The 25,209-nt window shown below is 62.3% G+C and carries 21 protein-coding genes; 14 read left to right on the top strand and 7 right to left on the bottom strand.

Going from position 1 to position 25,209, the window contains the following annotated elements; genetic code table 11:
- Positions 1 to 7 precede the first annotated feature (7 nt).
- Positions 8 to 2,332 (bottom strand): amylo-alpha-1,6-glucosidase, encoded by a 2,325-nt coding sequence (locus tag ACSOSP_RS36945; protein WP_455313970.1) that lies wholly within the window; start codon positions 2,330 to 2,332, stop codon positions 8 to 10.
- A 153-nt stretch (positions 2,333 to 2,485) separates the two neighbouring features.
- Here ACSOSP_RS36945 and ACSOSP_RS36940 point away from each other — a divergent pair, with 153 nt between their 5' ends.
- From ACSOSP_RS36940 to ACSOSP_RS36895, 10 genes are all read left to right on the top strand, one after another.
- Positions 2,486 to 3,304 carry a sulfite exporter TauE/SafE family protein gene (locus ACSOSP_RS36940; protein ID WP_455315351.1) on the top strand — a complete coding sequence of 273 codons (819 nt, stop codon included), beginning with the start codon at positions 2,486 to 2,488 and terminating at the stop codon, positions 3,302 to 3,304.
- 1,242 nt (positions 3,305 to 4,546) lie between these two features.
- Positions 4,547 to 5,149: a DUF1326 domain-containing protein gene (locus ACSOSP_RS36935; protein ID WP_455313969.1), complete on the top strand. Its 603-nt coding sequence runs from the start codon at positions 4,547 to 4,549 to the stop codon at positions 5,147 to 5,149.
- Entirely contained in the window at positions 5,146 to 5,961 is an 816-nt protein-coding gene (locus ACSOSP_RS36930; RefSeq protein ID WP_455313968.1) for a DUF2182 domain-containing protein, read from the top strand. Before ACSOSP_RS36935 ends, ACSOSP_RS36930 begins: the two co-directional genes overlap by 4 nt.
- On the top strand, positions 5,954 to 6,826 hold the full coding sequence (locus ACSOSP_RS36925) for a DMT family transporter (RefSeq protein WP_455313967.1): 873 nt from the start codon (positions 5,954 to 5,956) through the stop codon (positions 6,824 to 6,826). The genes ACSOSP_RS36930 and ACSOSP_RS36925 overlap by 8 nt, the downstream gene beginning before the upstream one ends.
- A gap of 426 nt (positions 6,827 to 7,252) precedes the next feature.
- Positions 7,253 to 8,230, top strand: a complete 978-nt coding sequence (locus tag ACSOSP_RS36920) for an ABC transporter substrate-binding protein (RefSeq protein WP_455313966.1) — start codon at positions 7,253 to 7,255, stop codon at positions 8,228 to 8,230.
- Entirely contained in the window at positions 8,218 to 9,813 is a 1,596-nt protein-coding gene (locus ACSOSP_RS36915; RefSeq protein WP_455313965.1) for a sugar ABC transporter ATP-binding protein, read from the top strand. The genes ACSOSP_RS36920 and ACSOSP_RS36915 overlap by 13 nt, the downstream gene beginning before the upstream one ends.
- Positions 9,810 to 10,811, top strand: coding sequence for an ABC transporter permease (locus ACSOSP_RS36910; protein WP_455313964.1), 1,002 nt, complete (start codon positions 9,810 to 9,812; stop codon positions 10,809 to 10,811). Before ACSOSP_RS36915 ends, ACSOSP_RS36910 begins: the two co-directional genes overlap by 4 nt.
- Positions 10,808 to 11,779, top strand: coding sequence for an ABC transporter permease (locus ACSOSP_RS36905; RefSeq protein ID WP_455313963.1), 972 nt, complete (start codon positions 10,808 to 10,810; stop codon positions 11,777 to 11,779). The genes ACSOSP_RS36910 and ACSOSP_RS36905 overlap by 4 nt, the downstream gene beginning before the upstream one ends.
- 17 nt (positions 11,780 to 11,796) lie before the next feature.
- Complete coding sequence (gene hxlB / locus ACSOSP_RS36900) at positions 11,797 to 12,357, top strand: 6-phospho-3-hexuloisomerase (RefSeq protein WP_455313962.1); 561 nt, start codon at positions 11,797 to 11,799, stop codon at positions 12,355 to 12,357.
- Positions 12,358 to 12,517: 160 nt separating this feature from the next.
- The gene (locus ACSOSP_RS36895; protein WP_455313961.1) at positions 12,518 to 13,546 is read left to right on the top strand and encodes a LacI family DNA-binding transcriptional regulator; all 1,029 of its coding nucleotides are present in this window, start codon (positions 12,518 to 12,520) and stop codon (positions 13,544 to 13,546) included.
- Positions 13,547 to 13,718: 172 nt separating this feature from the next.
- Here ACSOSP_RS36895 and ACSOSP_RS36890 read toward each other — a convergent pair whose 3' ends face one another.
- Positions 13,719 to 14,465 (bottom strand): SDR family oxidoreductase, encoded by a 747-nt coding sequence (locus tag ACSOSP_RS36890; RefSeq protein ID WP_455313960.1) that lies wholly within the window; start codon positions 14,463 to 14,465, stop codon positions 13,719 to 13,721.
- Positions 14,466 to 14,647: 182 nt separating this feature from the next.
- Here ACSOSP_RS36890 and ACSOSP_RS36885 point away from each other — a divergent pair, with 182 nt between their 5' ends.
- Positions 14,648 to 15,556 (top strand): LysR family transcriptional regulator, encoded by a 909-nt coding sequence (locus ACSOSP_RS36885; RefSeq protein WP_455313959.1) that lies wholly within the window; start codon positions 14,648 to 14,650, stop codon positions 15,554 to 15,556.
- 308 nt (positions 15,557 to 15,864) lie between these two features.
- Positions 15,865 to 17,553, top strand: a complete 1,689-nt coding sequence (locus ACSOSP_RS36880; protein WP_455313958.1) for an acid phosphatase — start codon at positions 15,865 to 15,867, stop codon at positions 17,551 to 17,553.
- Positions 17,554 to 17,714: 161 nt separating this feature from the next.
- Here ACSOSP_RS36880 and ACSOSP_RS36875 read toward each other — a convergent pair whose 3' ends face one another.
- The 3 genes from ACSOSP_RS36875 to ACSOSP_RS36865 all read right to left on the bottom strand — a co-directional run bounded on the left by ACSOSP_RS36875 (position 17,715) and on the right by ACSOSP_RS36865 (position 20,635).
- Complete coding sequence (locus ACSOSP_RS36875; protein ID WP_455313957.1) at positions 17,715 to 19,169, bottom strand: HdeD family acid-resistance protein; 1,455 nt, start codon at positions 19,167 to 19,169, stop codon at positions 17,715 to 17,717.
- A 136-nt stretch (positions 19,170 to 19,305) separates the two neighbouring features.
- Complete coding sequence (locus ACSOSP_RS36870) at positions 19,306 to 19,695, bottom strand: RidA family protein (RefSeq protein WP_455313956.1); 390 nt, start codon at positions 19,693 to 19,695, stop codon at positions 19,306 to 19,308.
- A 52-nt stretch (positions 19,696 to 19,747) separates the two neighbouring features.
- Positions 19,748 to 20,635, bottom strand: coding sequence for a LysR family transcriptional regulator (locus ACSOSP_RS36865; RefSeq protein WP_455313955.1), 888 nt, complete (start codon positions 20,633 to 20,635; stop codon positions 19,748 to 19,750).
- A 118-nt stretch (positions 20,636 to 20,753) separates the two neighbouring features.
- On the opposite strand from ACSOSP_RS36865, the gene ACSOSP_RS36860 reads away from it, so the two are divergent.
- Positions 20,754 to 21,656 carry an NAD-dependent epimerase/dehydratase family protein gene (locus ACSOSP_RS36860; protein WP_455313954.1) on the top strand — a complete coding sequence of 301 codons (903 nt, stop codon included), beginning with the start codon at positions 20,754 to 20,756 and terminating at the stop codon, positions 21,654 to 21,656.
- Positions 21,657 to 21,723: 67 nt separating this feature from the next.
- On the opposite strand, the gene ACSOSP_RS36855 is transcribed toward ACSOSP_RS36860, so the two are convergent.
- Positions 21,724 to 22,818 carry a malate/lactate/ureidoglycolate dehydrogenase gene (locus ACSOSP_RS36855; RefSeq protein WP_455313953.1) on the bottom strand — a complete coding sequence of 365 codons (1,095 nt, stop codon included), beginning with the start codon at positions 22,816 to 22,818 and terminating at the stop codon, positions 21,724 to 21,726.
- A 135-nt stretch (positions 22,819 to 22,953) separates the two neighbouring features.
- Positions 22,954 to 24,417, bottom strand: a complete 1,464-nt coding sequence (locus ACSOSP_RS36850; protein ID WP_455313952.1) for a M20 family metallopeptidase — start codon at positions 24,415 to 24,417, stop codon at positions 22,954 to 22,956.
- A 247-nt stretch (positions 24,418 to 24,664) separates the two neighbouring features.
- Between ACSOSP_RS36850 and ACSOSP_RS36845 the strand changes: the two genes are divergently transcribed.
- The gene (locus ACSOSP_RS36845; protein ID WP_455313951.1) at positions 24,665 to 25,180 is read left to right on the top strand and encodes a DUF1993 domain-containing protein; all 516 of its coding nucleotides are present in this window, start codon (positions 24,665 to 24,667) and stop codon (positions 25,178 to 25,180) included.
- The last annotated feature ends 29 nt before the right edge of the window (positions 25,181 to 25,209 follow it).

Raw genomic sequence — 25,209 nt, 5'->3', positions numbered from 1 at the left:
GCTGCGGTTAAAGCACCGCCACCACGCGGATATCGCCTTCGATAGACGGCACGATCTGCCCGCCTACCCGCCGGAAGGTGATCGATACGGTCTTGTCCCCAACCCGCAGGTCACCGATCTCCAGCCAGTCGATACCATCAGGCAACTGCGGCCGGTCGATACGCACTTCCTGCCGCTGGGCGTCGATCGTGACTCCGAGACAGGCCTCGAGGATCATGAACGGCGATCCGGCCGCCCAGGCTTGCGGCAAACACGCGACCGGATAGCCGATCGGCCGCTCACCGCGTTGCCGGGTGAAGCCGCAGAACAGCTCGGGCAGGCGCATATCGAACGTGACGGCCGCCTCGAACAGTGCCTGCAACAAACGCACCGCACCGCTGCGGTCACCGTAGCGTGCGAGTCCGCGAGCGCACATGGCGCTGTCGTGCGGCCACACGGAGCCGTTGTGGTACGACATGGGATTGAAACGCGGCTGACCTGCCGCCAACGTTCGGACGCCCCAACCGGTATTGAAAAGGGTCGACTCAAGCTGGCGCGCGACTGCTTCACCGCGGCTGCGCTCGACCAGGTCGAAGGCCAGCAAGTGTCCGGCATTCGACGCCAACACTTCGCACAGTTTCCCCTTGCCGTCGAGCGCAATACCGTAGAACTCCGACTCGGGCATCCAGAACATGGTTTCCACGCGTTCGCGGATGTTCTGCGCGCGCTTTTCAAATTCCGACGCTTGCTCGGGTGCATTACGCTGCCGCGCGAAGCGGGCCATGGTGGCAAACGCGGTGGATGCGTACGCCTGGACTTCGACCAGCGAGATCGGTCCGATCGGGAAACTGCCGTCGGCGTGAAACACGGAGTCGCCGCTGTCTTTCCAGCCCTGGTTGGCAAGCCCCGCTTCCGTTGCGCGCTGGTAGCTCAGCAAGCCGAATTCGTTCTTGTCGCAATGACCTGCGATCCATTGCGAGGCCAGCTGTAGCGCGGGCCACAATTCGTCGATCAACGCCATGTCGCCGGTTCGCTCGGCGTAGGCGCCGGCCAGCGCGACGAACAGCGGCGTGCTGTCGACCCCGCCGTAGTACATCGCAAACGGCACTTCTCCCGTAGCAGCCATTTCGCTATTGCGGGTCTCGTGCATGATCTTGCCCACTTCGGCATCGCGGAACGCCGAGTCTTCGCGTGCCTGGTGCGCCGCCAGAAACCGCAGCACGCCACGCGCAAGCGACGGATCGATCCATAACATCTGCAACGAAGTAATGATGGCGTCGCGGCCGAACGCCGTGGAAAACCACGGAATTCCCGCGTACGGATAGGGCCCCGTCTCGAGATCGGTCGTCAGCAAACCGAGATCGGCGAGCGAACGATCGATCCATTCGCTGAACAACGGATTGCTCGAGCGCACGCGCGCCACCGAACGCCGACGTTCACGCATGCGCCGATGAGCATCCACAAGCGCCTCGCGAATAGCCGGCCGCCCCGACTCCGGCGCACATTCGGCGCCTTCCTCTGCAATCTTCTTGCTCTCCGCGCTGGCGTCGCTCAACGCGTGCGTGACGGCCGTGATCGACAGGTAGATCGACATGGCCGTTTCCGACTGGATCCGCAGTACGTAGTCCGCTCGATTGACCGAGAGCGAATGCGGCGCAGGCGAAAACTGGATGCGCGCAGTCCGCTCGACCTCATCCAGGCCCGTATAGCGCAACACGACTACGCCGTCTTCAATGCACGGCTCGCGCATTGACCCGCGTTTCGGGCGCGTGGACCCGCGCACTTCGAACATGTCGTGGAAATCGGCGGCGAAGTTGATCGAAAGCGGCACGGTGGCCGGTTCCGTGCCGTAATTGGTCAACACGATGGCTTCGTGCAGCACGTGCCGCGACAGCACCCGGCGGCGCTCGACGTGGATCACGCCCTCAGGCGTGCTCGCCCCGCCGATGATCGGCAGCGGCCGGTTGGTCATGTGCGCGGTGAAAACAGCGTTGTCGCTGGACACGCTGCCGGACAGGAGCGACGGCGAGCGTCCGCCGAAGGTCAGGCGCAACTGGGACAATACGCGGGTGTCGTTCACGAAAAGACCGTCGTCATTGCCGCGGATGTCGCCATTCGCGTCGTTGACCACGAAGGTATTGCCGGCCTTGAGCACAAACTGGCGCTCGGTCGCGTAGTTCGTGTGTTCGGTTGCGACAAATGCGCCGTCCGTGTTGGCTTCGGGCGTCGACGGAGGAACCTCGCGAACGCCGGCCGTGCTGCGGATTGGCTCGGGCACGTCGTCATGAGCGATATCACCAGCCTTCCGGTCGCTGAGCGCCTGCTTTGCTTGCTGTTGTTCCTTCGTTTCCATTACACCTTCCTGAAAGAGTTGCCTGGACACTCGGGCGATTGTACGGCCGGAGCCTGCGAATCAATTTTTGCGGACGGGAGGCAAGCACACCGCGGACCCGCTATCATCGACCGTTTTTCGACCGAAGCTCATCCAACCGGTTCTCCTCGCCGCATGTCTTTTCCACACATCGACTTACTTTATTCAGCATCCGGTCTCGGCGTCGGCTTCCTCGTGGGCCTGACCGGAGTGGGCGGCGGCTCGCTGATGACGCCGCTGCTCGTGCTCCTGTTCGGCATCCACCCGGCCACCGCGGTCGGTACGGACCTGCTCTATGCTGCCGCGACCAAGGCGACCGGCACGCTGGTTCACGGGATCAAAGGGTCCGTGGACTGGCGTATCACCGGCCGGCTCGCGGCGGGCAGCATTCCCGCGGCGGCCGTCACCCTGTTCCTGCTCAGCCGGTACGGCTTGAACACACCCGCCGCCGCCCGGGTCATCCAGCTCGTGCTGGGCTCCGCGCTGCTTGTCACCGCCGTCTCACTCGTGTTCCGGCCACAGCTCGCGCGTCTCGCCTACAAGACCGGGATGGCCCGTGAGGCGAGCGGCAAGCCAGGGTCGGCGAGCCGCGAAACCCGCACAGTGGCCTGGACCGTGCTCACCGGCGCAATCCTGGGCGTGCTGGTGTCGATCACCTCGGTCGGCGCGGGCGCCATTGGCGTTACCGTGCTGTTGCTGCTCTACCCGCGTTTGCCGACAGCGCGGATAGTTGGGTCGGATATTGCGCACGCGGTTCCGCTCACGCTGATCGCCGGGACCGGCCACTGGCTGCTCGGTTCCGTCAACTGGGACCTGCTGGCGTCCCTGCTCGTGGGCTCGCTGCCAGGGATCGTGCTGGGCAGCATGCTGTCCACACGGGCGCCGGAGGTGCTGCTGCGCAACGTGCTGGCCGCCACGCTGGTGATTGTTGGCGTGAAACTGGTACTCAGCTAGTTTTTTCGCGTGTAGAAAAAACTTAAAAATTCGTTGTGGAACAATGCATTAGGGCGTAACGCTATCACTTTTTTGCGGCACCGTCATGACCGGGTCCGGCGGGTGTCCGAGATTGAAATCGTGCCCGGAATCAGCGGAGCTGGGGCGTGGTCACAAGGCAACACTGTCAGCGCGTCGTCAAAAGTGACTGCGGAATGAACCGCATCACGAAACCTGGATATCAATCCAAGCTTTCGGGGTGTTTTTATGTCGAAGTATTGTTAGGATGACAGAGCAAGTTCGAACTGTCACGTTTAAGCGGTCGCGACTTATTTTGCGGAGCGGGCGCGCAATTGCGCAGAAGACGGACGGATCTTGTCCGACATTGACGTGGCGATGTCGGTGGGGCGCTGATGAGCCATAATTGGTCTCAGACAATCATGAAGTAGAGGCTATCGTGCGCCTTGTGTGGCTTGTGTTGTTATTAGTCGCCGTCTGTGGCGTCGCTGGCGCAACAGTTTTCGAAAACGTTATGCAACCGGTCAATTGCGATTCAAGTGACGCAGCGGTTTGCCTGATCTCATTCTTCTACCTTGATTGACTATGGGAACGGGTAGGCCATGAGAGACCTCACAACCATCCGACTGCACGGCTCAGGCTTCACAGAGCTGCCCGGCTGATCATGCCGGCTGGCGTTCGAATGTAGCGGATCGACCCGTTTGCATCGAACAGAACTTGCCGCTTGCGGTTCGCTTTCGCTTTCGCTTCGCTAAGTTCAGGGCGCAGTCCGTCGCCGCGTTGGACTGCGAAAACGCGAAGTGAGAGAGATGGCAGCATGGTTGGACTCCCATTAATGAATGACAGGCCAGCGCAATGTCGTTGAAAGAATGGGCGGGTCGGGTGCCCGCTAGATAAGCGAGTCTCTGATCGGATTTTGAGGCGCCTCAAATTGGCGAAAAATTAGAAAATCGCAACGGCTGATAGTACCGGTGGCAGAGACACCCCGGAGCCCGGTGGAAATGACGCTTCCTAATCAGCCTTCCACCATCAGGTCGAAGAAGCCCAGCGTCCGTTGTTGGCCGAGCCCGGTCCGACGCTGAACGATGCAATGACCTTGCACAACCGCGAGCCTGACTGTTATCCGACCTGCGTGGCCGTCAACGAACTTGACTTGTCGCAACTCGCAGCGGGACAATTAGGGCTCCTTGCAGCCGCGCCCCGCGGCGACAAGTTGGTGTTTGCGTACCTTCAATGGAGGTTCGTATGAGTTATCACCTGGAAGGTCGTCTGCTCGAAGTTTGCAACTGCAAGGTGCTTTGCCCCTGCTGGATCGGCGAGGACCCTGACAACGGTACCTGCGACACCATTGTCGCGTGGCGTATAGACAAGGGGACGGTCGACGGCGTCGATGTGGGCGGCAATACCATCGCGGCCGTCGCCCATGTACCCGGCAACATCCTGCAAGGCAACTGGACTGCCGCAATCTATGTCGACGACCAGGCCTCAAAGGCGCAGGAAGATGCATTGCTGAAGGTGTACACCGGCCAGGCCGGCGGACCGGTCGCCGATCTTGCCAAGCTCATCGGCCAGGTCGTATCCGTGGAGCGAGCGCCGATCCGCTTCACCGTAGTTGCCGGCAAAGGCGAACTCGAGATCGGCACCGACTACTACGCCGAACTCGAACCCTATCTGGGCGCGACCGGTGGCCAGACCACGCTGTCTGACACCGTGTTCTCGACAGTACCCGGCGCTCCGGTATTTGTCGGCAAGGCCCCGACCTATCGATCGAAGAACGCCGCAATCGGCATCGACCTCGACATCAAAAACCACAACGCCCTGCAGAGCACGTTCGTGTTCGACGCATGAGCCCGATGGCCGGCCCATCGCCGGCCCGCGCCTCGCGCCATGCTCACGTGTTCCTGGCTCTGTTGACTGCGCTGATTGCGCTCGCGTGGGTGGTCTTATGGGCGTGGGCTCGCAGTCCATATGGGCGTTATATCGAACACGGTGACTGGACAGCGTCGGGACCGGCGGCATTTCTTTGCCGTGTTGTTCCCGCAGGCGGCGTGGTCGTGCCCATGCTGCTCTATGCGCTCGCATGGATCCTGATGACAGTCGCCATGATGCTGCCGACCACGTTGCCGTTGTTCAATGCCTTCGACCGGTTGACCGCGGGGCGCCCTGACCATGGGCGCCTTCTTATGCTGCTCGGCATGGGCTACATGACGGTGTGGGGCGCCTTCGGAATTTTGGCGCACGCACTGCACAGTGCATTGCTGTCCCTGCTCGCCAGCGTACCGAGCCTCGCCTGGCACGGCTGGCTGATCGGTGTCGCCGTGATTGCGTTGGCAGGCGCATTTCAATTCAGCAAGCTCAAGTACCGGTGCCTTGAAAAGTGCCGCACGCCCATGAGCTTCGTCATCGCGCGCTGGCGTGGGCACGCGCAAGCCTGGAACGCCTTTGTGCTTGGCGCGCAGCACGGACTGTTTTGCGTCGGCTGCTGCTGGGCGTTGATGCTATTGATGTTCGCGCTCGGAACCGGCAGCCTCGGCTGGATGCTCCTGCTTGCCACCGTGATGGCGATCGAAAAAAACGTTTCCTGGGGCAGGCGTCTCAGCACTCCCCTCGGCGTGGCGCTTTTGTCGTGGGCATTCGTTCTGGTTTTGACACATGCATAAAGCACGCAGTGGCTTGCTGATCTTGCAGACGACCGTCCTCACTTCGGTGGCCATGCTCGCCTTCGCGGCTAATTCGTTGCTGTGCCGGCTCGCGCTGCTGCGCGGGGAAATCGATCCGGTCAGCTTCGCCGGCATCAGATTGGTTTCGGGCGCGATCATGCTCGCAGTGATTGTCCGGTTCAGGTCAGAACCGAGCGCGCCCAGACATGCCGATTGGCTTGCCGCTGCCATGCTGTTTGCTTACGTCGCGTTCTTCTCCTTCGCGTATCTCACGTTGTCCGCTGGCACAGGCGCTTTGATTCTATTCGGCGCAGTCCAATTGACGATGTTCAGCGTGGGTTTGCGCTCCGGCGAGAAGTTCGGATCCATCGCGTGGCTCGGTCTCGCACTGGCAGTCAGTGGGCTTGTCTACCTGGTATCACCGGGGATCGCCGCACCGCCGCTCGTCGGCGCGGCGTTGATGGCGATCGCAGGCGTCGCCTGGGGCGTGTACTCGTTGCGTGGCCGCGCAGTGGCCGACCCGCTCGCAGCGACGGCGGGAAATTTCGCTCGAGCGGCGCCGCTTGCCCTCTTGATGAGCGCGTTTTTCATCGCCAGCGCCCGAGCCCACGCGAACAAGGCTGGGGTCGCCCTGGCGATTGCCTCCGGTGCACTCACTTCCGGCATCGGGTACGTCATCTGGTATGCGGCGCTGAGCAAGCTTAGCGCCATGCGAGCCGCCACCGTACAGTTGTCGGTGCCGCTGATCGCTGCGTTTGGCGGCGTGGCGTTCCTGTCGGAAGCGATCACGCCACGGCTAGCGGCGGCTTCCGCTACGATTCTTGGCGGTATCTCGATGGTGCTAACCAGCAAGTCCCGTACATAGCGTTCATTGCGGCGGCGAACTGCATTCTTGATCACGCATTGTCGATCACGGCGACGGACGGCAGCCATCCTGAATGACTTAATCCAGTTTGGACGATCGGCGTGTTTTCACACCATCTCGTCCGGAAACAACCAATTTCGATAGCAGGCGGCTGGACCGTAGGTTGTCGCACGATCGACAACCTACTGAGTGCTACGGATCTTCAGACATCTCGCCCGACGCCACAGCTGGGCAGCCAACACTCATCGACCATTCATTTCCGGATCGCCGTGATCGGACCACGGGTTGTCACCCTGCGTCAGCCTCGATGTAACAGGTTTTTTGAGTACTTACCCTAATTTATAAATATAAATAACCAACTTATGCTGATTACTGGCTGAACGCAACTTCAGCTAGTTCACTCTCGGATACCTACAGGAGACAAGCATGGAGTTGACCCGCCGAAAGTTACTCGTTGCCGCCGGACTTGCCGCCGCCGGCTGGCTGCCGCTGAACGCGCTGGCCGCGTTGCCCAAACTGGAGAAGAAGGACAAATACCGGGTCGGCTTTGCGCAAAGCGAAAGCAACAACCCCTGGCGAATCGCGCAGACCAGGAGCATGCGAGACGAGGCGGCCAGACTGGGCCATCAGCTCGTCTATACCGACGCGGCCGGCTCCGCCGCCAAACAGGCCGCGGATGTGAATTCGATGATCGCTCAGCGGGTCGACCTGATCTTCCTCACGCCGCGCGAGGACAAGCCCCTGGTGCCCGCCGTGATGAACGCAAAGAAGGCGGGCATCCCGGTCATCCTGCTCGATCGGGACGTGGACCACGCGATGGTCAAGCCGGGTGAGGATTACGTGACCTTCATCGGCTCGGACTTCGTCGAGGAAGGCCGCCGCGTCGCGCAATGGCTGGTCGCCAACGCCGGCGGCAAGACCACCATCCTGGAGATCGAGGGCAGCGTGGGCTCCTCGCCCGCGAACGACCGCAAGAAGGGCTTCGACGAGGTCATCAAGCAGCACCCGCAGTTCAAAATCGTGGCGTCGCAAAGCGGCGACTTCTCGCGCGACAAGGGCCGCCAAACCGCCCAGACCCTGCTGCAGGCGCACCCTGAGGCCAACATCATCTACACCCACGCCGACGAGATGACCCTGGGCGCCATCGCGGCCCTCGAAGCCGCTGGACGAAAGCCGGGCACGGATGTGCTGTTCGTCTCCATCGATGGCGAGAAGGAAGGCGTGAAGGCAATCCTGGACGGCAAGCTCGGCTGTTCCTGCGAATGCAACCCGATGTTCGGCCCCAAGGCCTTCGCGACCATGGCGGCTTACGTGGCCGGCCAGAGCCTGCCGGGCTTCATCAAGAATGACGACCGCTTCTACGACCGGTCGAATGCCAAGGAAGCGCTGGCGTGGGCGTATTGACTGCTCCCCCGCCCTCGGCCCATGAAGGGGCGCCGCATGGTACGGCCGGCGCTGCACCGCTGCTCGAAATCCGGGGTCTGCAAAAGCGCTACGCCGGCGTAGTGGCGCTGGCCGATGCGCAGTTGCGCATCGGCTATGGCGAAGTGCACGCGCTGATGGGTCAGAACGGCGCCGGCAAGTCCACGCTCATCAAGACGCTGACTGGCTATGTCAGCCGCGACGGCGGCGACGTCCGCTTCCTGGGCGAGCCCTTCGAGGTGCATTCGCCGCAGGAGGCTCAGCGGCGCGGCATCAGCACCATCTATCAGGAAATCAACCTCGTGCCCCTGTTGTCGGTGGCGGAGAACATCTGTCTGGGCCGCGCCCCGCGCCGGCGCGGCCTGCTCGACTGGAGCGCCATGCGCACAGAGGCGAAGGCGTTGCTCGGCCGCTTCGGCATCGACATCGACGTGAGCCGGCCGCTAGGCCAGTTCAGCACCGCCGTGCAACAGATGACAGCGATCGCGCGGGCGATTGGGTTTTCGTCGAAGCTCGTCATCATGGACGAGCCCACATCGTCGCTCAACGACAAGGAGGTGGAGCGCCTGTTCACCGTGGTCCGTCAGCTCAAGGCGGACGGTGTATCGGTGATCTTCGTCAGCCACAAGCTCGACGAGGTCTATGCAATCAGCGATCGCATCACGATCATGCGTGACGGGCGCTGGGTGCATAGCGCGGACGCCCGCGACCTGGGCAAGCTGGATCTGGTCTCACACATGCTGGGACGCGACATGACCGGTGCGCACGGCAAGACCACGGCCTTCACGCACAGCGCGGGCGGCCGCCCGCGCGACACGCTGCTGCGGGTGGAGTCGATCGGCGCAGACGCCTTGGCGCGCGATGTGAGCTTCGATCTGCGCCGCGGCGAGATCCTCGGCATGGCCGGCCTGCTCGGGTCCGGGCGCTCTGAAACAGCGCGCCTCGTGTTCGGCGCCGACACCCCCGATCGGGGCTCGATGCAGTTCGACGGCGCGCCCTACCGTCCGCGCGCCGTTGCCGACGCCGTGGCCGCCGGCATGGGCTTTTGCACCGAGGATCGCAAGGTCGAGGGCATCTTCCCCGAGATGAGCGTAGCCGACAACATCACGATCTGCGTGCTGGCGAAGATGGGGCGCGGCGGCCTGCTCGACGAACAGCGTTTGAGCGAACTCGCGCGCACGCTGATCGAGCAGCTTGGCATCAAGTGCAGCTCGCCGGCACAGAAAATCCGCGAGCTGTCCGGTGGCAACCAGCAAAAGGTGCTGCTGGCGCGCTGGATCGCGACGCAGCCCAGGCTGCTGATCCTCGACGAGCCCACGCGCGGTATCGACATCGGCGCCAAGGGGGAGATCCAGCGCCTGATCCGCGGCCTCGTTGACGAGGGCCAGTCGGTGCTGATGATCTCCTCCGAGCTGGACGAACTGCTGGAGGGCGCCGACCGCATCGTGGTGCTGCGCGACGGCAAGAGCGTTGCGCATCTCGAAGGCGCCGGCATCAGCCGCGCGGCTATCGTGGAGGCGATGGCGCAGGGTCGTCCGGCCTGCGCTGAAGGGACAATGCAATGACAAAGGTCTCCTCCACCCTCGCGCCAACCGGCGGCCGCGCGAGAGCCGGGCTCGCCTGGTGCTCGCGCTACGGCGCGCTGGCAGCCTTCGGCGTGCTGCTGGTGCTCAACATCGCGGTCACGCCGTACTTCCTGTCGCTGCAGACGCTGAACATCAACCTCACCCAGGTGTGCACGATCATCATCGTGGCGGTCGGCATGAATCTGGTGATCGCCACAGGCGGCATTGACCTGTCGGTGGGGTCCTTGATGGCGATCTCCGGTGTGCTGGCGCCGATGATCTTCCTTGGGCAGCTCGTCCTTATCGGCAACACCGTCCTGGCCGTGGTCCTCGCGATCGTAGCGGCGATCGGCGTGGCGGGGCTGCTCGGGCTGTTCAACGGATGGCTGGTGTCGCGTTTCGGCATCCAGCCCATCGTCGCCACGCTGATCCTGTTCATCGCCGGGCGCGGCATTGCGCAGGTGCTGGTCGATGGCAACCTGCAGACCTTTTCGGTGCCGCAGTTCGCATGGATCGGTCAAGGCGCCCTGCTCGGCATCCCGACCCAGGTTTTTGTCATGGCGGTCATTGTCGCCGCGGCCCTGTGGGTCATGCGCCGCACGCGCTTCGGCCGCTACGTGCTCGCTGTCGGCGGCAACGAGCGGGCTGCGTTGATGGCGGCGCTCCCGGCGCGCCGTATCAAGCTCGCCGTGCATGCGATCTCCGGCCTGTGTGCCGGTGTCGCGGGACTGGTGGTGATCGCCATCAATTCCGCCAGTGACGCCAATCAGATCGGCCTGGGCACCGAACTCGATGCGATAGCCGCTGTAGCAGTGGGCGGCAGCTCCCTCGGCGGCGGCCAGGCCCGCCTGCTGGGCACCGTGCTGGGCGCGCTGACTATCCAGCTCATCCGCTACACCCTGCTGGCCAACGGCGTCCCCGACGCCGCCGCGCTGGTCGTCAAGGCTGGCGTCATCGCGCTGGCGGTGTGGCTGCAACAAGCCCAAAGGAGGACATGATGGAGGCCTCGCGCCTGGAACGTCTTTTCAAGCACGGCGCCACCCTCGCGCTAGTCGCCCTGATCGCCTTCGGCGCCATTCGCTACGACAACTTCCTGTCGCTGTACAACGTGATGAGCGTGTGCCGCACCAACGCGATGTTCGCGCTGGTGTCGCTAGGCATGTGCTTTGTCATCATGACCGGCGGCATCGATCTGTCGGTGGGCGCGGTGGCCGCGCTGGCAAGCGTCGCGGCCGCCAAGGCGAGTCCGCTAGGTATGGCGGGTGGCCTGGCGGCCGGTGTTGCGGTAGGGCTCGCGGCCGGCGTCGTCAACGGCCTGCTGGTCACGCGGGCGCGGCTGCTGCCGTTCATCGCGACCCTGGTGACCATGCTGGCGGCCAACGGCTGCGCGCTGCTGCTGGCCGGCAACCAGTCGGTTGCGGTGTCCTACACCAGCGGCTTCACCGGCATCGGGCAGGGCGATCTGGGCATCTTTCCGGTCCCCGCGTTGATCGTGGTCGCGCTCTACGCGCTCGGCTCGCTGATCCTGCACCGCACCTCCGCCGGTCGCAGCGTGCTGGCCACGGGTGGGGGCGAGGAGGCATCGCGCCTGATGGGTCTGCGGCCCGATGCGACCAAGTTCGCCGTCTATGCCGCGAGCGGCGCGCTGGCCGGCCTGGCGGGCGTGCTGCTGGCCGCCGGGTCGGGCGCCGGGCAGCCAACCGAAGGCGTGGGCTGGGAACTGTTCGCGATCGCTTCGGTGGTGATTGGCGGCACGCTGCTCACCGGCGGGGCGGGCTCCGTCCTCGCGACGCTCGCCGGCGTCTTCCTGATGGGCACGCTCTTCACCGTCCTCAATTTCGAAAACGGCCTGGGCGTCATCTCGCTGTCTGCGTACTGGCAGAGCGTGATCCGCGGATTGATGCTGCTGGTTGTCGTCGTCCTGCAGGCCACCGTCATGCAGCGCCGTCACAGACACGCAACCTGAAAATCCATTGAATTCCCATGCACACATCACAAGAACTTTTTGAATCGATACTGTCCGAACTGGACCGCTCGGTGCGGCAAATTGCAGATGCCGATATTGATCGGCTCGTCGAGCGCATCGCCGGCGCCCGTCACGTCGCGGTTTTTGGCTGCGGGCGCGAAGGCCTGCAGCTCAAAGGCTTTGCCATGCGCCTGTTCCATCTCGGATGCTCCGTGTCCGTGGTGGGAGACATGACGACGCCGGCAATTGGCGCGGGCGACCTGCTGCTCGTCACCGCCGGTCCGGGCGAGTTACCGACGGCTCTGAGCATGACCACGGTTGCACGCACCGCGGGCGCGGCGGTTCTGGCGATCACCGCGCAGCCCTGCGCATCAGTGCCTGCAGCCGCAAGCGAAGTCGTCGTCGTTCCGGGCCAGACAATGGCCAGCGATCAGGGCGACGATGTCTCCATGCTGCCAATGGGCTCGGTGTTTGAAGGCAGCCTGTTCCTGCTTTTCGAGGTTGCGATCCTGCGCCTGAAGGCGAGGCTCGGCGTAAGTGACGCGCAGATGCGTTCGAATCACACGAACCTGGAATGAGCCGGATGGCCTCGGGCGTCGGCATGGCGCTACAATCGAATGCTTTCCGATAACCGACCCTTTGCTCATGGCAAGAAGAGCCGCAGACTCGAAAGCGCGGGCTCCCGTCGATCCGCAGCCCACGCCCGGCCCTATCAGGCGAAGAGGCCGGCGTGTGACGATGGTTGACGTTGCACGCGAAGCGGGTTGCTCGCAGGCGACCGTCTCCTTCGTGCTCAATGGGGCCGCCGGCGTGAAAATCTCGCCTGAGACCAGCGAAAGGGTATTGACGGTGGCACGCGCGATGGGCTACACGGCGTCGACCTTTCGTGCTCTGGAGCAGCCGCAAGTCCAGGTGTCAGCGACGGCCGGCACGATTGGCTTTCTTGTCGATCAACTCGCAACGAGTCCCGAAGCGGCCATAGCCATCGACAGTGCGCATCAGGAGGCGTGGCGCACCGGTCGCGTGCTGGTGTCCGCGCAGACCGGATCGGACGCGATGATGGAACCCAAGGCGATCCAGACACTGCTGTCGCTTGGCGTGTCGTCGATGATCTACATGACGATTATCACGCGCGAACTTCAAGCGCATCCGATGCTATACGAGCTGGATATTCCCGTAGTCTTGCTGAACTGCTACACGCAAGACCATGCGTTCGCCTCGGTCATCCCGAGTGAAATCGCGGGCGGCCAGGCAGCTACCCGTCACCTGATCGAACAGGGTCATCGCCGCATCGGCACCATCGTTGGCGAGATGTGGATGGATGCCGCGAGCTCCCGCCTGGAAGGCTACCGGCGAGCGTTGGCCACAGCCGACATTCCGTTCGATCCAAACCTCGTCGTGCAGGGCGACTGGTCGACCACCGGAGGCTACGAGGCCACACGAAGCCTGCTTGCTTTGAAGCATCCACCAACCGCCATCTTCTGCCAGAATGACCGCACGGCTGTGGGCTGCTACGACGCGCTGCGCGAAGCAGGTTTGGCCGTACCGGGCGACGTGTCGGTGGTCGGCTATGACGATGAAGAGATCTCGCGTCATCTGCGGCCGAAGCTGACCACCTGCGTCCTCCCGCACCGGGCGATGGGCCGCTGGGCTATCGAGCATCTGCAAGAGTATGAGAGCAAGCCGCGGGACCGCCAGCATTATCCGATTACCAAGATCGAATGCAGCCTGGTGCCCCGGGAATCCGTAGTGCCCCCGAGTTCCTGACGAGCGCGTCCCATCGCAAGTAAGCCATCTGTCCGCAGCGACGATCGATACCAGGGCAAGGTCAGGTTGATGGGCCGGTCGCGTCAGATGGCCTGATGACGAAATCGAAATCGCTCTGTCACGGCCACGCGGTTCCCGCTGTTGTCTGGAAAGCGCGCACCCAAAGGAGCCATCAGCCTTCCTGGCGCGTCGGACGGAACAAAATCTCATTCACGTCCATTTCCGGAGGTTGGCTGATGGCGAACGCCACCGCCCGCGCGAACGACTCAGCCGGAATTGCATACTGCTCGTAGAACTTGCTGACAAGGTCGGCCACATCGGGCTCGGTGATGCTTGCTGGCAGATCCGTGGCGATCGCGCCGGGTGATACCACCGTCGTGCGGATGTCGTAGGGCTTGACCTCCTGGCGCAAACCCTCGGAGATCATCAGGACTGCGCTCTTGGTCGCAGCGTACACAGCGCTGCCTGGCCTGACGGTGCGACCGGCGACCGATGACACATTGATAATGTGTCCGCTCTTCTGCTCCTTCATGTAGGGCAAGGCAGCGGCAATGCCATACAGCACGCCTTTGATGTTGACGTCGATGGTCCGGTTCCAGTCGTCGATCTTCAGGCGCTCGAGGGCCGAATGTGGCATCAGTCCGGCGTTATTGATCATCACGTCGACGCGTCCAAAAGCTTTTACCGCCGCGTCGACCAACGCCTTGACGTCCTCATGACGTGTCACATCGGTCGTGACCGCAATTGCCTCGCCGCCATTGCGGATCAATTCTTCCGCCAGCGACTGGATGCGTTCGGCCCGCCGGGCCCCTAGCGCCACCTTTGCACCTCGTGCACTCAGATGCCGGGCTGTCGCTTCACCCAAGCCGCTGCTTGCACCGGTGATAACGACGACCTTGCCTTCAATATTCGATTCCATCCCCTACTTCTCCATTTATTCATGCCCATTCAAGCGACTCCAGATCGCATGCGTGGCGGAATTGATTCGGGCACTGCCGACGCTTTGGGCGCCGGACGGTGCGGGCTCATTGCATCCTAGTTTGTTGCTAATAACTTAACAATACGCGTAGAATTTCACGGGGTATTGAAGGAAATTCATCTATGCAACTGCGTGCGGGCCTGTCCGAACTCACAGCGTTTATCGCCATCGCCGAGCACCGGAGTTTTCGCGCCGCGGCCCGTCAGCTAGGCGTTTCGCCGCCAGCCCTCAGCCACGCGATACGCAGCCTGGAGGAAAATCTCCGTGTCCGGCTCTTCAACCGGACCACACGATCGGTGGGACTGACTGAGGCTGGCGAACACCTGCTGCGCCGTGTGGGACCCGCGCTCGCCGACCTTCAGGACGGCATCAATGAAGTGGCATCGGTCGGCAGCCGACCTTCGGGATCGATACGGATCAGTGCCGCTGAGGCAGGTTCGAGGCCGCTAGTGCTCAATGTGCTACCGAAATTCTTGGAGGCTTATCCCGACATCCACGTTGAGATAGTGGTGGATACCCGGCTCGTTGATATCGTGGCGGACGGTTTCGACGCTGGCATCCGGGTGCTCGACGACGTGCCGCGCGACATGATTGCAATCAGGTTTGGACCGGATCTGCGCTTCGCCGCAGTCGCGTCTCCCGAGTATTTGTCGCGGCACGACAGACCCCAAACACCGCAGGACCTTGCTAAGCATCGCTGCATCCGCTTCCGGTTCGCCAGTGGTGCACTGTATCGCTGGGAACTGGAACGTCACGGCAGCAGCGCCAGCGTCGACGTGAACGGGCCGATGACGCTCGGCAACACTACGTTGATGGTTGATGCGGCTCTGGCTGGAATTGGCCTTGCCTGGGTTCCGGAATATCACGTGGTGGATCACCTCGCTTCCGGACGACTGATCCACCTGTTGCCCGAGTGGAGTCCATCGCTACCTGGCCTTAGTCTTTACTATCCCGCGAACCGGCATCCGCCGGCAGCCCTTCGGCTGTTCTCGCAGGCAGTGCGCGAATGGGCCGAGGCGACACGCACCTGACGCTTGCATACATAGGCCGTTTGGTCAGCTATCGGAAGCCACTCGTTTCCAGGCAAGATTCAGGTAGACGAAAGCGGACAAAGCAACGCACAGTCGCTTTGCGCCATGGATGACCGGGTAGCGTCCCGCCTCGTGCATCGCCTTGATTCGCGGGTTTGATTCAATGCTTTGATTCCCCGCTTTGATTCAAAATAGTCAGTCACTGCTGAGTCACTGTTGCGTCACATTATTTAGCTACATCATTTATCCGCGTCATTTATCCACATCAATAAGCACATTGATGAGCCGCCAGACATTCAGGAGCTGCGATGAGCCACACTGACGATCCCCGCGACGAACAACCCGCATCCGACCTGCCCCTCGATCCCGCGCGCCGCCGCCTGCTTGCGGCTGGCGTGGGTCTGGCTGGTTTGACCGGATTGTCGCTGAGCGGCTGTAATCTTTTTGACTCACGCCCGGCTACGCCCAAGACGGCCGCTGACATCGCGCTCGACCGGACGCTGCAAGCGCGGGTCGGTCATATCGTCGTGATCTACGCGGAAAATCGCAGCTTCAGTAACCTCTGGGCTAACTATCCCGGCGTGCAATATCCGCTGGAAGCCGTGCCCGCGTCGCGCTACGTACAGCTGGATCGCGACGGGCGCACGCCCATGCCTGTCCTGCCGAAAATCTGGGGCGGCCTCGTGCCGCAAGCGCAGGAAGTGGACGGCAAGCGCTACATGATTTCGGAGAAGCAGATCGACGGAGTGCCGAACGGACCGTTCCATCTCGTCGATGCACAGGGGCAACCGCTGCCCAATGGCGTCATCACGCGCGACCTCGTGCACCGTTTCTACCAGAACCAGATGCAGATCAACGCGGGCCGCAACAACCAGTTCGCCGCCTGGGGCGATTCCGGCGGCCTGGTCATGGGGCATTACCGCAATTCGGCCGATTCGCTGAAGCTGTGGAACATCGCCCGGCAAAACGTGCTGTGCGACAACTTCTTCATGGCTGCATTCGGCGGCTCCTGGCTCAACCACATTTACCTGATTTCGGCACAGGCTCCGTTTTATCCGGATGCGCATAACGGTCCGGCGAAAAAGCTCCTGTCTGTCGTGGACGGGGACGACCCGCTGGGCACGCGCCTGAAACTCGCGGCCGACTCACCGCCATCGGCACTCGATGGCCCTCCGTCCTTCGTCAACGACGGCGCACTCACAGCCGACGGCTACGCCGTCAACACCATGGCGCCGCCCTATCAGCCGAGCAATGTCCGCCCGGCGCAAGGCGGTGATCCCGCGCTGGCGGACCCATCGAATTATCGCGTGCTGCCGCCGCAGAGTTATGCCACCATCGGCGACCGGTTATCGGATAAAGGCGTGGACTGGGCGTGGTACAGCGGCGGCTGGAACTATGCGCTCACGCACCTCGACACCGGCATGGTTCCCGATTTCCAGTATCACCATCAGCCATTCAATTATTTCAAGAGCTTTGCTCCCGGCACGCAGGCACGCACGCAACACCTGCGCGACGCCGGTTTGGGCGACGATCCGTCGACGAACAAATTCATTGCGGATATTGACGCAGGGCGGTTGCCGGCTGTGACGTTCTACAAGCCGCAAGGCAATCTGAACATGCATGCGGGTTACGCCGATGTCGAATCGGGTGACCGCCATCTCGCCAACATCGTCGAGCGAATCCAGCGTGGGCCGCAATGGGAAAACACGGTCGTCATCATCACGCACGACGAGAACGGCGGCTGGTGGGACCACGTGCCGCCGCCGAAAGGGGATCGATGGGGACCGGGCTCGCGCATTCCCGCCCTGATGATCGCGCCGTTCGCGAAGAAGGGGGTCGTCGACCATACGGTCTACGACACGAACTCCATCCTGCGCTTCATCACGCGCGTCCACGACCTGGTGCCACTTGACGGCGTTGTCGCGCGGGACCGGGCATTCGCGGCAAACGGTGAAGCGCCGCTGGGGGACATGACGGCCACGCTCGATCTTGGGTGAGCCGCGCGCGGCAAACGGCAAGTGGAAGGCCGCGCGCCGCGATTCGCATGTCGAAAGTCGAAGGTGTCGAGTCGAAAGTCGCCTATCGCAACAGCGCGTAGCTAGCTAATACACGCCGCAGCCACTCCACCAAAAGGCCGCGCCACGACGTCGCGCAAGACCTACGAAGCGCCCGACCCGTCCATCCGGCTGGCACGGGCGTCGGCGGCATCGGAAGCTTCCTGCCGCCATTCGCGCCGCGAGCGCAGCATCTTGCGCACCGCGAGCCGTGCCATCTTGAGATAGCCAAACGGCCGGGGATCGGCCAGCATGCTCAGTGCGCGCGCGTAGTCGAGCGTCAGGCCCGGGGTCCAGGCCATCGTGGCCGCGCGCTTGCGGATCTGCGCGGCGACCCATAGCTCCGGCGTCACGATCAGGCGAAGAAACGCACGCCAGCCGGTATCGCGACCGTGAAAGGTGCCCACCGTCCCTTCGAGCGCTGCTTCCAGCGCCTTGGAAACCGTGCTGGAACAATTCCGGTAGGTCAGGTTATAGGTCTGATCCTGCCGATATTTGTCCCAAAACGCCTTCAACCGATCGGGCCGGTAATTACGGATACGCACGCGGATCGTGGATTCGCACCAGGCCTTCGATTCCGTCGCGTAGTCCGGCTGGAAGGTGCCCGGCACGTTGTTCTCGCGAGTCGCGCGCAAGATACGTCCGAACTCGTCAGGCGAACGATCGATTTCCGCCCCCGGATACAAGCTGATGTAAATACCCTCGGGCGATTCGAGCGCTGCATGGCCCGTCGAGATGACGCCATTGGCATCGACAGCGGCAATGTAGCGGTCCACGATCAGCCGCCGGTTAGCCTGTGCCCTTGCGGACCCGACCGGCGTCCACACATGCACGGTGAGCGCTTTTTCATCGGCGGCGGGAGGGCCGTCCCATTCGAACGGGCTATCGGCCTCGGTAATCACAGCGGTCGCAGCGGCCTTTGTCGCAGCGGACTTTTCAGCGTGGGCGGGATCGGCTATGACGTCATCGGAAAGCGTCAGCACCTTCTCGTTTTCAGGCGGCAAGCTTTCCATGCGGCGTACCCGAAACGCGATCCACAGCATGTTCCAGCCGCCAAACGCGAGTCCAAGCCCGATCGCGTAAGGCGCCGTGCCGACGTAATGCGTCGGATACGGTTCAAAGAAAAATACCGCGAGCAGGATTTCAACAATGGCCAGCGCCAGGACGATTCTCCATCGGCTGTAACGCACCACGAGGGCCGACACGCTCTGCAGCAAGCCATCGGCGAGAAAAAGCGTGCCGAAGATCATCGACAGGACGAAGTTGCCGTGATGATTGCCCAACATGATCAGCAGCGCGGCGAGGATGAACGCGCCGCCTTTCACGTAACGTAGCGTGCGCTGGCCGCCCACACCAACACGCGCTATGGCGAGGGTCGCGATACCTTCGATGAGCAGCAGCCACGCGAACACATGGATGGGGAAATACAGGACGCCGTCGAGGGCATCGATAAACACCGACACCCCGATCACCAGCCAGATGCCGCCCACCACCGCCAACGTAAGCGAACGGCGGCGCAGATAGTCCACGCCCAGCAGAAACAGCACAAGTTGGATCATGACGTCACCGGTAAGGACGCAACCTCGCCATGATAAAAGCGCTGCCGCGTCACGCCAACGTGAATCGAACGGTTGTGCGCTCGGCCTTAATCCTATTGGCGCCAAACACCGACTCAGGCAAATAACAAACAACGACTCAAGCCGTTTCCACCCACGCCCGCGCCGCGATTTCCAGCAGGTACCCATAATGCAGCGCGCCTACGGGAACGACTGCCCGTGCGGGTTTCCAGTCACCGAAATGACGCGCATAGATTTCGTTGAAGGTTTTCCAGTGATCCACGCCAACCAGGTAAACCGTCACCTCGATCACGTCTTTCAAGCCCGCTCCGGCCGCTGCCAGAACGGTGCTGACGTTGTCCAGCGCCTGCTGGGCCTGCTGTTCGAACGATAGATCGCCGGTATGCGTACCGTCGGGACGCATAGGCAATTGCCCGGACACGCAAACGAGATTCCCGGTGCGCGTAGCGTGACTGTAATGGCCGGCGGGAACCGGAAGACCCGGTGCGTTGATGAGTTCAATGGGCATATGAATGTTAAGAAAGTAGTAAACAGGAAACCGGCAGCATACGTCGGGCGCGTTAAAGCACCAACCGTCCGGCGAGAAAATCGAGGAAAGCTTTCGCCCGTCCCGCCATCGATGCGCTCTGGTAAAACACCGCGCTGATCGGTTGCCGGACGTCGAGCAAAACGGGGTCCATCACGGTTTGCAGGCGCCCGCCGGCCACGTCGGCGCTGGTCATGTACGCGGCGAGGCACACGATCCCGCCGCCCGCCAGCGCAAGTTGCCGCATGGTCTCGCCACTCGATGCCGCAATATCCGGTGCGATGCGAAAGCGCGCGCCGTCGTCATCGGTCAAGGGCCAGTCGTTCAAACTTTCGGGCGCTGTGAAGCCGATCAGCCGATGCCGCCGCAATTCAGCCATCGTGCGCGGCTCTCCCCGTTGCGCGAGATACGCGGGACTCGCCAGTATGCGCAGCCGGCTGCTGCCGAGTGAGCGCGCGTGCAGCGTGGAATCCTGCAGCGCGCCAATCCGGATCGCGATGTCCACGCGCTGCTCCATCAAGTCGACAATCCGCTCATTGCTGCTCAGTTCCAGCACGATCTCCGGATATGCTTGGGCGAACGCTTGAACGTGCGGCACGATGCAATGCAGGACGAAAGGCGACGCTGCATCCACCCGCAGCCGTCCGGCCGGCCGTTCGCGTTGGCGAGCGATCGACTCCTCGGCGTCCTCCATCGCGGCGAGAATCGCACGGGCGCGCACGAGGAAAAGCTCGCCTTCGTCGGTGAGTTGCAGGCGGCGCGTAGTCCGCCGCACCAGCGTGGCGTCGAGCTTGTGCTCCAACCGCGTCAAAGCACGGCTTACGCCCGAGACGGTTTGCTGCAAAGCCTCTGCGGCGGCCGTGATCGAACCGCTGTCAATCACCGTCACGAACGCCAGCAGTTCTTCAGTCGTTGTTTTCATCGATGCATTGTTGATCTTGAATCAAGATTGATTTGAGACTAACACTGTTTTTGCGAAAGTCGAAGACGGGGATACTGCATGCATCGACTCAATCCAAAGAACTCACTGGAGAACGAACATGAAGATCTTTGTCACTGGCGCGGGCGGTTTTATCGGCGGTTCGATTGCGGCGCGTCTGGTTCGCGACGGCCATCAGGTCAGCGGCCTCATCCGTCGGCCGGAACAGGCGGACGAACTCAAGGCATTGGGAATCGAACCCGTGATCGGCAGCCTGGACGACCGGGCGTTGCTGATCGAACAGGCGAAAGCGGCCGATGGCGTCATCAATGCCGCCAGCAGCGACCATCGCGGGGCAGTCGAAGCGCTGATCGTTGGGCTTGAGGGCTCGAACAAGCCGCTGCTGCACACGAGCGGCTCGAGCATTGTTGGCGATGCGTCCGGCGGCGAAGGAACGGACGCAATCTACTACGAGGACAAGCTGCCCGAACCTACCGCCGATAAAGCCGCACGCGTCGCCATCGATAACCTCGTGCTCGACGCCGCCAAACGCGGCGTGCGTGCGTCCGTGCTATGCAATACGCTCATCTACGGCCACGGCGCGATGGCAAACGCGAAAAGCGTGCAGTTGCCGCGTTTGCTGGCGCAGGCGCAAAAGAGCGGCATCGTGCGGCACGTGGGACCGGGACGCAATATCTGGTCGAACGTGCATATCGATGATGTCGCCGACCTGTACGCTCGTGCGCTTGAAAAATCGCCGGCCGGTACGTTCTATTTCGTCGAAAGCGGCGAAGCGGTTTTCCGCGATATGACGACGGCGATGGCTAAAGTCCTCGGCCTCGGCGCGCCGCAAGACTGGCCGCTCGAAGAAGCCAAGCAGGAATGGGGCTACGAAATGGCGTCGTACGGGCTGGGATCGAATAGCCGGGTGCGTGGCAAGCACGCGCGGGAACTGCTGGGCTGGGAACCGAAGCGGACGTCGGTGACCGACTGGATCAGCAACGAGATGATGCAGACAAGCTGACCGGCAATCAAGCGTTGCGCAGGGCCGGACGTTTTCGCCCAGCCCTGCGCACAACAATGCCGAAAGCTCACTTCAACGCTTGCACGAACTCCTCGACCTCACCTGCCGGCATGCCTGATTGCACAGCGGCGCTACGGATTTGCTGCCACGTGGTGGGATCGATAGGAATGCCGTTCGCGTTGAGATCGGCCCGCCGCGCCTGTTCCGGCTCGCCCGGCACCATAATCCTGTCCGTCCCGGCCGCGAGCGGCGACGCCTTCACCCACTCGACGAACGCATCGGCTTCGGCCTGTGCGTTGGGGGCATCGAAGGCATTCGGGTCCACGATCACCGACGTCATGCAATTGATGATCGCGCTTGTGGTGCCCAACGTGTCCGCGTGCGTGGTGTAACCGCCCGACAGCGCGCCGCCGAAAATCTCGCACATGGCGGCGAGGCCATAGCCTTTGTGCGCGCCCATCGCCGTCAGCGAGCCGAACGGTGCTTCGTGCATGACCTTCGGTTCGATGGTCGGCACGCCCGCATGGTCGATCAGGTAACCCGGCGCGACCTTCACGCCCTTGTTATAGGCCACGCGCGTCTTGCCGTAGGCAATTCCCGCCGTCGCAAAATCGAGCACCAGCGGCGTGTCTCCTTCGCGCGGAAACGCCGCACAAAAAGGGTTCGTGCCGAAGCGCCGGTCGATACCGCCAAACGGCGCAACCAGCGGATCGCCCGCCACATTGACGAAGTGAAACGACACAAGACCGGCTGCCGCGCATTGTTCGGCCCAATGCCCGATGCGCCCAATGTGATGCGCATTGCGCAAGCCGACCGCGCACACGCCGAGCTTTTTCGCCCGCTCGATGCCGTGCTCCATCGCCTCATACGCCACGACCTGGCCGAACCCCTTGCGACCATCGATAGTCAGCACCGCGCCGACATCGCGAACAACTTCTGCGTGCGTATTGAGCTGCAACTCGTTGTCCGCTAGCGACGCCATATAACGCGGAATCATGCCGACGCCGTGCGAATCGTGACCCGATAGATTCGCCATCACCAGATGATCGGCCACCAGTTGCGCTTCGCGCGGCGTACTGCCGGCGTGGGTCCATATCGCGCTGACGAATGCGTGCAAGGTGTCCGGGGCGATGCGCGATTCGCGCGTGGTTTCAGTGCTCATGCGACTGCGTCTCCTGAATATAAGAACATCCGCGCTCGGAGTTAGCCGGTGCGCCGGTTCATCACCATACCGTTCAAAACAAAACGGCGCGCAAAAACTGCGCGCCGTCTGAAAGTCTAAGTCGCTAGCCCGACATCAAGGCGTCGCGGCGATCACCTCGGCAACCGTCGCCGTGAGTTTCTTCGCGAAAGGCACGTGCAGGAATTCATTCGGCCCGTGCGCGTTGGACCTCGGTCCCAGCACGCCACATACCATGAACTGCGAACGCGGAAAGCCTTCCTGCAACGTGTTCATCAACGGAATGGTACCGCCCTGACCCAGGAACGCGACATCCGCGCCGAAGTGCCGGCGCGACGCGTCGTTAAGCGCATCACCCAGCCACGTCGATAATTCGGGCGCGCTCCAGCCTGTTGCCTCACCGCGCTCGGGCTTGAACGTGACCTTCGCGTTGTAGGGCGGATCGGCTTCGAGCATGGACTTGAGTTCCGCAAGCGCCTTCGTGGCTTCGACCAGCGGCGGCAGGCGCAGCGACAGCTTGAACGCGGTCCGCGGACGCAGCACGTTGCCCGCATTGATCAGCGACGGCAGCCCTTCCGCCCCGGTCACCGCCAACGACGGCCGCCAGGTGGAATCGAGCAGCGCTTCACGCGGGTCGGTTGTGACGGGCAGCACGGTGCCGCCATTCTGGCCGCAGGTCCACGGGAGCTTCTTCCACACGTCTTCGCCGAGAATACGTGCCGTTGCTTCCGCTTCGCTCAGGCGGCGCGAGGGGATATCGCAATGAAAACCCTTCGGCAGCAGGTTGCCCGTACTCGAATCTTCGAGCCGCTCCAGCAGCTGGCGCATGATGCGGAACGTGGAGGGCGCAATGCCGCCGTTCGTGCCCGAGTGAATGCCTTCGTCGAGCACCTGCACTTCCAGGTCGCCCGCAACGAGACCGCGCAGCGACGTGGTCAGCCAGAGCTGATCGTAGTTGCCCGCGCCGGAGTCGAGGCAGATCACGAGACTCACGTTGCCAAGCCGGTCACGCAGCGCATCGATGTACGGCAGCAAGTCATAGCTGCCCGATTCTTCACACGTTTCGATAATGCCGACACAGCGCGGTCGCTCAATGCCTTGCGCATCGAGCGCGGCGATTGCGCTGATCGACGAGTACGTGGCGTAACCGTCGTCCGCACCGCCTCGGCCGTACAACTTGCCGTCTTCGTATTTGGGCGACCAGGGTCCGAGATCCCGACGCCAGCCGTCGAACTCGGGCTGTTTGTCGAGATGGCCATAGAGGACGATGGTGTCGCTGCTGTTCGAGCGCGTAGCCGGTGCTTCGAAAAAGATCACGGGCGTGCGATTGGGCAAGCGGATGATTTCCACTTTCAGGCCGCGAACGGGTTGCCGTTCGGCCCATTGCGCAGCGTCCGTAATGACACGTTCGATGAATCCGTTGCGCGCCCAGTCGAGGTCGAACATCGGGCTTTTGGCGGGCACCGCGATGTAATCGGTAAGCGCGGGGAGAATTTCGTCATCCCACTTCCGGTCGATGAATTCGCGGAGCACTTCACGGTCGATACGTTGTATTTCTTGAGTAAGATCGTCTGAGATCATGACGGGCGTCCCGGCCGTAAAAATGTCCATGATAGCCGTGTTTAGCGGCAACTCGAATACACAGCGTCTCATTTGTGACGCGTCGGGCGTGCATCTTTTCGCCTTTGGCAGTGAGCGCTCCCATCATTTCGCAAGCTCGAAAAACGTCCCGCACGAGCGTGTCATACGTGGCGTTCGAACGGCGGAAAAAGCGCTATGTGCAACGTCCCGGTATGCTTGTGGCCCGATCAAAATCAGGAGCCTCACCATGTCCGTTTCCATGTATCGCGCGACCGTTCCAGTATTCATCCGCAGCCTTGACGTGCTCGCTTCCCTGCTCGACAAAGCCGCCGCCCACGCGAAAGAAAAGGGCTTGAGCGAAACCGATATAACGACCGCACGACTATTCGACGACATGCTGCCGTTCGCCGCTCAAATTCAGCGTGCAAGCGATACATCGAAGGCATCGGCGCAACGTCTGTGCGGCGTTGCAGCGCCCAGTTTCGAGGATACGGAAACAACCTTCGCGGAACTGCGGGAGCGTATTGCGAAGACGACGGCGTATCTGAAAGGTATCGATGAGAAGACGTTTGAAGGCGCTGATACGCGTGTGGTGACCATCAAGCAAAAGAACTTTGAGTTGCAATTCAGCGGCGCGGAGTATTTGTTCCAGTTCGGGCTTCCGAACTTCTATTTCCATATTGTCACGGCTTACGACATCCTCCGGCACCTCGGCGTACCGGTCGGAAAGATGGACTTCATCGGGCCGCTCCAACCGCTGTAGTCCTCTCGCGACGGGCGCTGAAAAGCGAC

The organism is Caballeronia sp. KNU42 (genome assembly GCF_053760385.1).
Note: the sequence above shows the minus strand (reverse complement) of the source record. Positions and strands in the feature narration are given on the sequence as shown.

Coding starts and splice junctions, on each gene's coding strand:
- ACSOSP_RS36880 (WP_455313958.1), top strand. CDS start 15,865: ATGAGCCACACTGACGATCCCCGCGACGAACAACCCGCATCCGACCTG.
- ACSOSP_RS36910 (WP_455313964.1), top strand. CDS start 9,810: ATGACAAAGGTCTCCTCCACCCTCGCGCCAACCGGCGGCCGCGCGAGA.
- ACSOSP_RS36875 (WP_455313957.1), bottom strand. CDS start 19,169: ATGATCCAACTTGTGCTGTTTCTGCTGGGCGTGGACTATCTGCGCCGC.
- ACSOSP_RS36930 (WP_455313968.1), top strand. CDS start 5,146: ATGAGCCCGATGGCCGGCCCATCGCCGGCCCGCGCCTCGCGCCATGCT.
- ACSOSP_RS36940 (WP_455315351.1), top strand. CDS start 2,486: ATGTCTTTTCCACACATCGACTTACTTTATTCAGCATCCGGTCTCGGC.
- ACSOSP_RS36945 (WP_455313970.1), bottom strand. CDS start 2,332: ATGGAAACGAAGGAACAACAGCAAGCAAAGCAGGCGCTCAGCGACCGG.
- ACSOSP_RS36905 (WP_455313963.1), top strand. CDS start 10,808: ATGATGGAGGCCTCGCGCCTGGAACGTCTTTTCAAGCACGGCGCCACC.
- ACSOSP_RS36920 (WP_455313966.1), top strand. CDS start 7,253: ATGGAGTTGACCCGCCGAAAGTTACTCGTTGCCGCCGGACTTGCCGCC.
- ACSOSP_RS36855 (WP_455313953.1), bottom strand. CDS start 22,818: ATGAGCACTGAAACCACGCGCGAATCGCGCATCGCCCCGGACACCTTG.
- ACSOSP_RS36870 (WP_455313956.1), bottom strand. CDS start 19,695: ATGCCCATTGAACTCATCAACGCACCGGGTCTTCCGGTTCCCGCCGGC.
- ACSOSP_RS36845 (WP_455313951.1), top strand. CDS start 24,665: ATGTCCGTTTCCATGTATCGCGCGACCGTTCCAGTATTCATCCGCAGC.
- ACSOSP_RS36850 (WP_455313952.1), bottom strand. CDS start 24,417: ATGATCTCAGACGATCTTACTCAAGAAATACAACGTATCGACCGTGAA.
- ACSOSP_RS36890 (WP_455313960.1), bottom strand. CDS start 14,465: ATGGAATCGAATATTGAAGGCAAGGTCGTCGTTATCACCGGTGCAAGC.
- ACSOSP_RS36925 (WP_455313967.1), top strand. CDS start 5,954: ATGCATAAAGCACGCAGTGGCTTGCTGATCTTGCAGACGACCGTCCTC.
- ACSOSP_RS36935 (WP_455313969.1), top strand. CDS start 4,547: ATGAGTTATCACCTGGAAGGTCGTCTGCTCGAAGTTTGCAACTGCAAG.
- hxlB (WP_455313962.1), top strand. CDS start 11,797: ATGCACACATCACAAGAACTTTTTGAATCGATACTGTCCGAACTGGAC.
- ACSOSP_RS36885 (WP_455313959.1), top strand. CDS start 14,648: ATGCAACTGCGTGCGGGCCTGTCCGAACTCACAGCGTTTATCGCCATC.
- ACSOSP_RS36895 (WP_455313961.1), top strand. CDS start 12,518: ATGGTTGACGTTGCACGCGAAGCGGGTTGCTCGCAGGCGACCGTCTCC.
- ACSOSP_RS36860 (WP_455313954.1), top strand. CDS start 20,754: ATGAAGATCTTTGTCACTGGCGCGGGCGGTTTTATCGGCGGTTCGATT.
- ACSOSP_RS36865 (WP_455313955.1), bottom strand. CDS start 20,635: ATGAAAACAACGACTGAAGAACTGCTGGCGTTCGTGACGGTGATTGAC.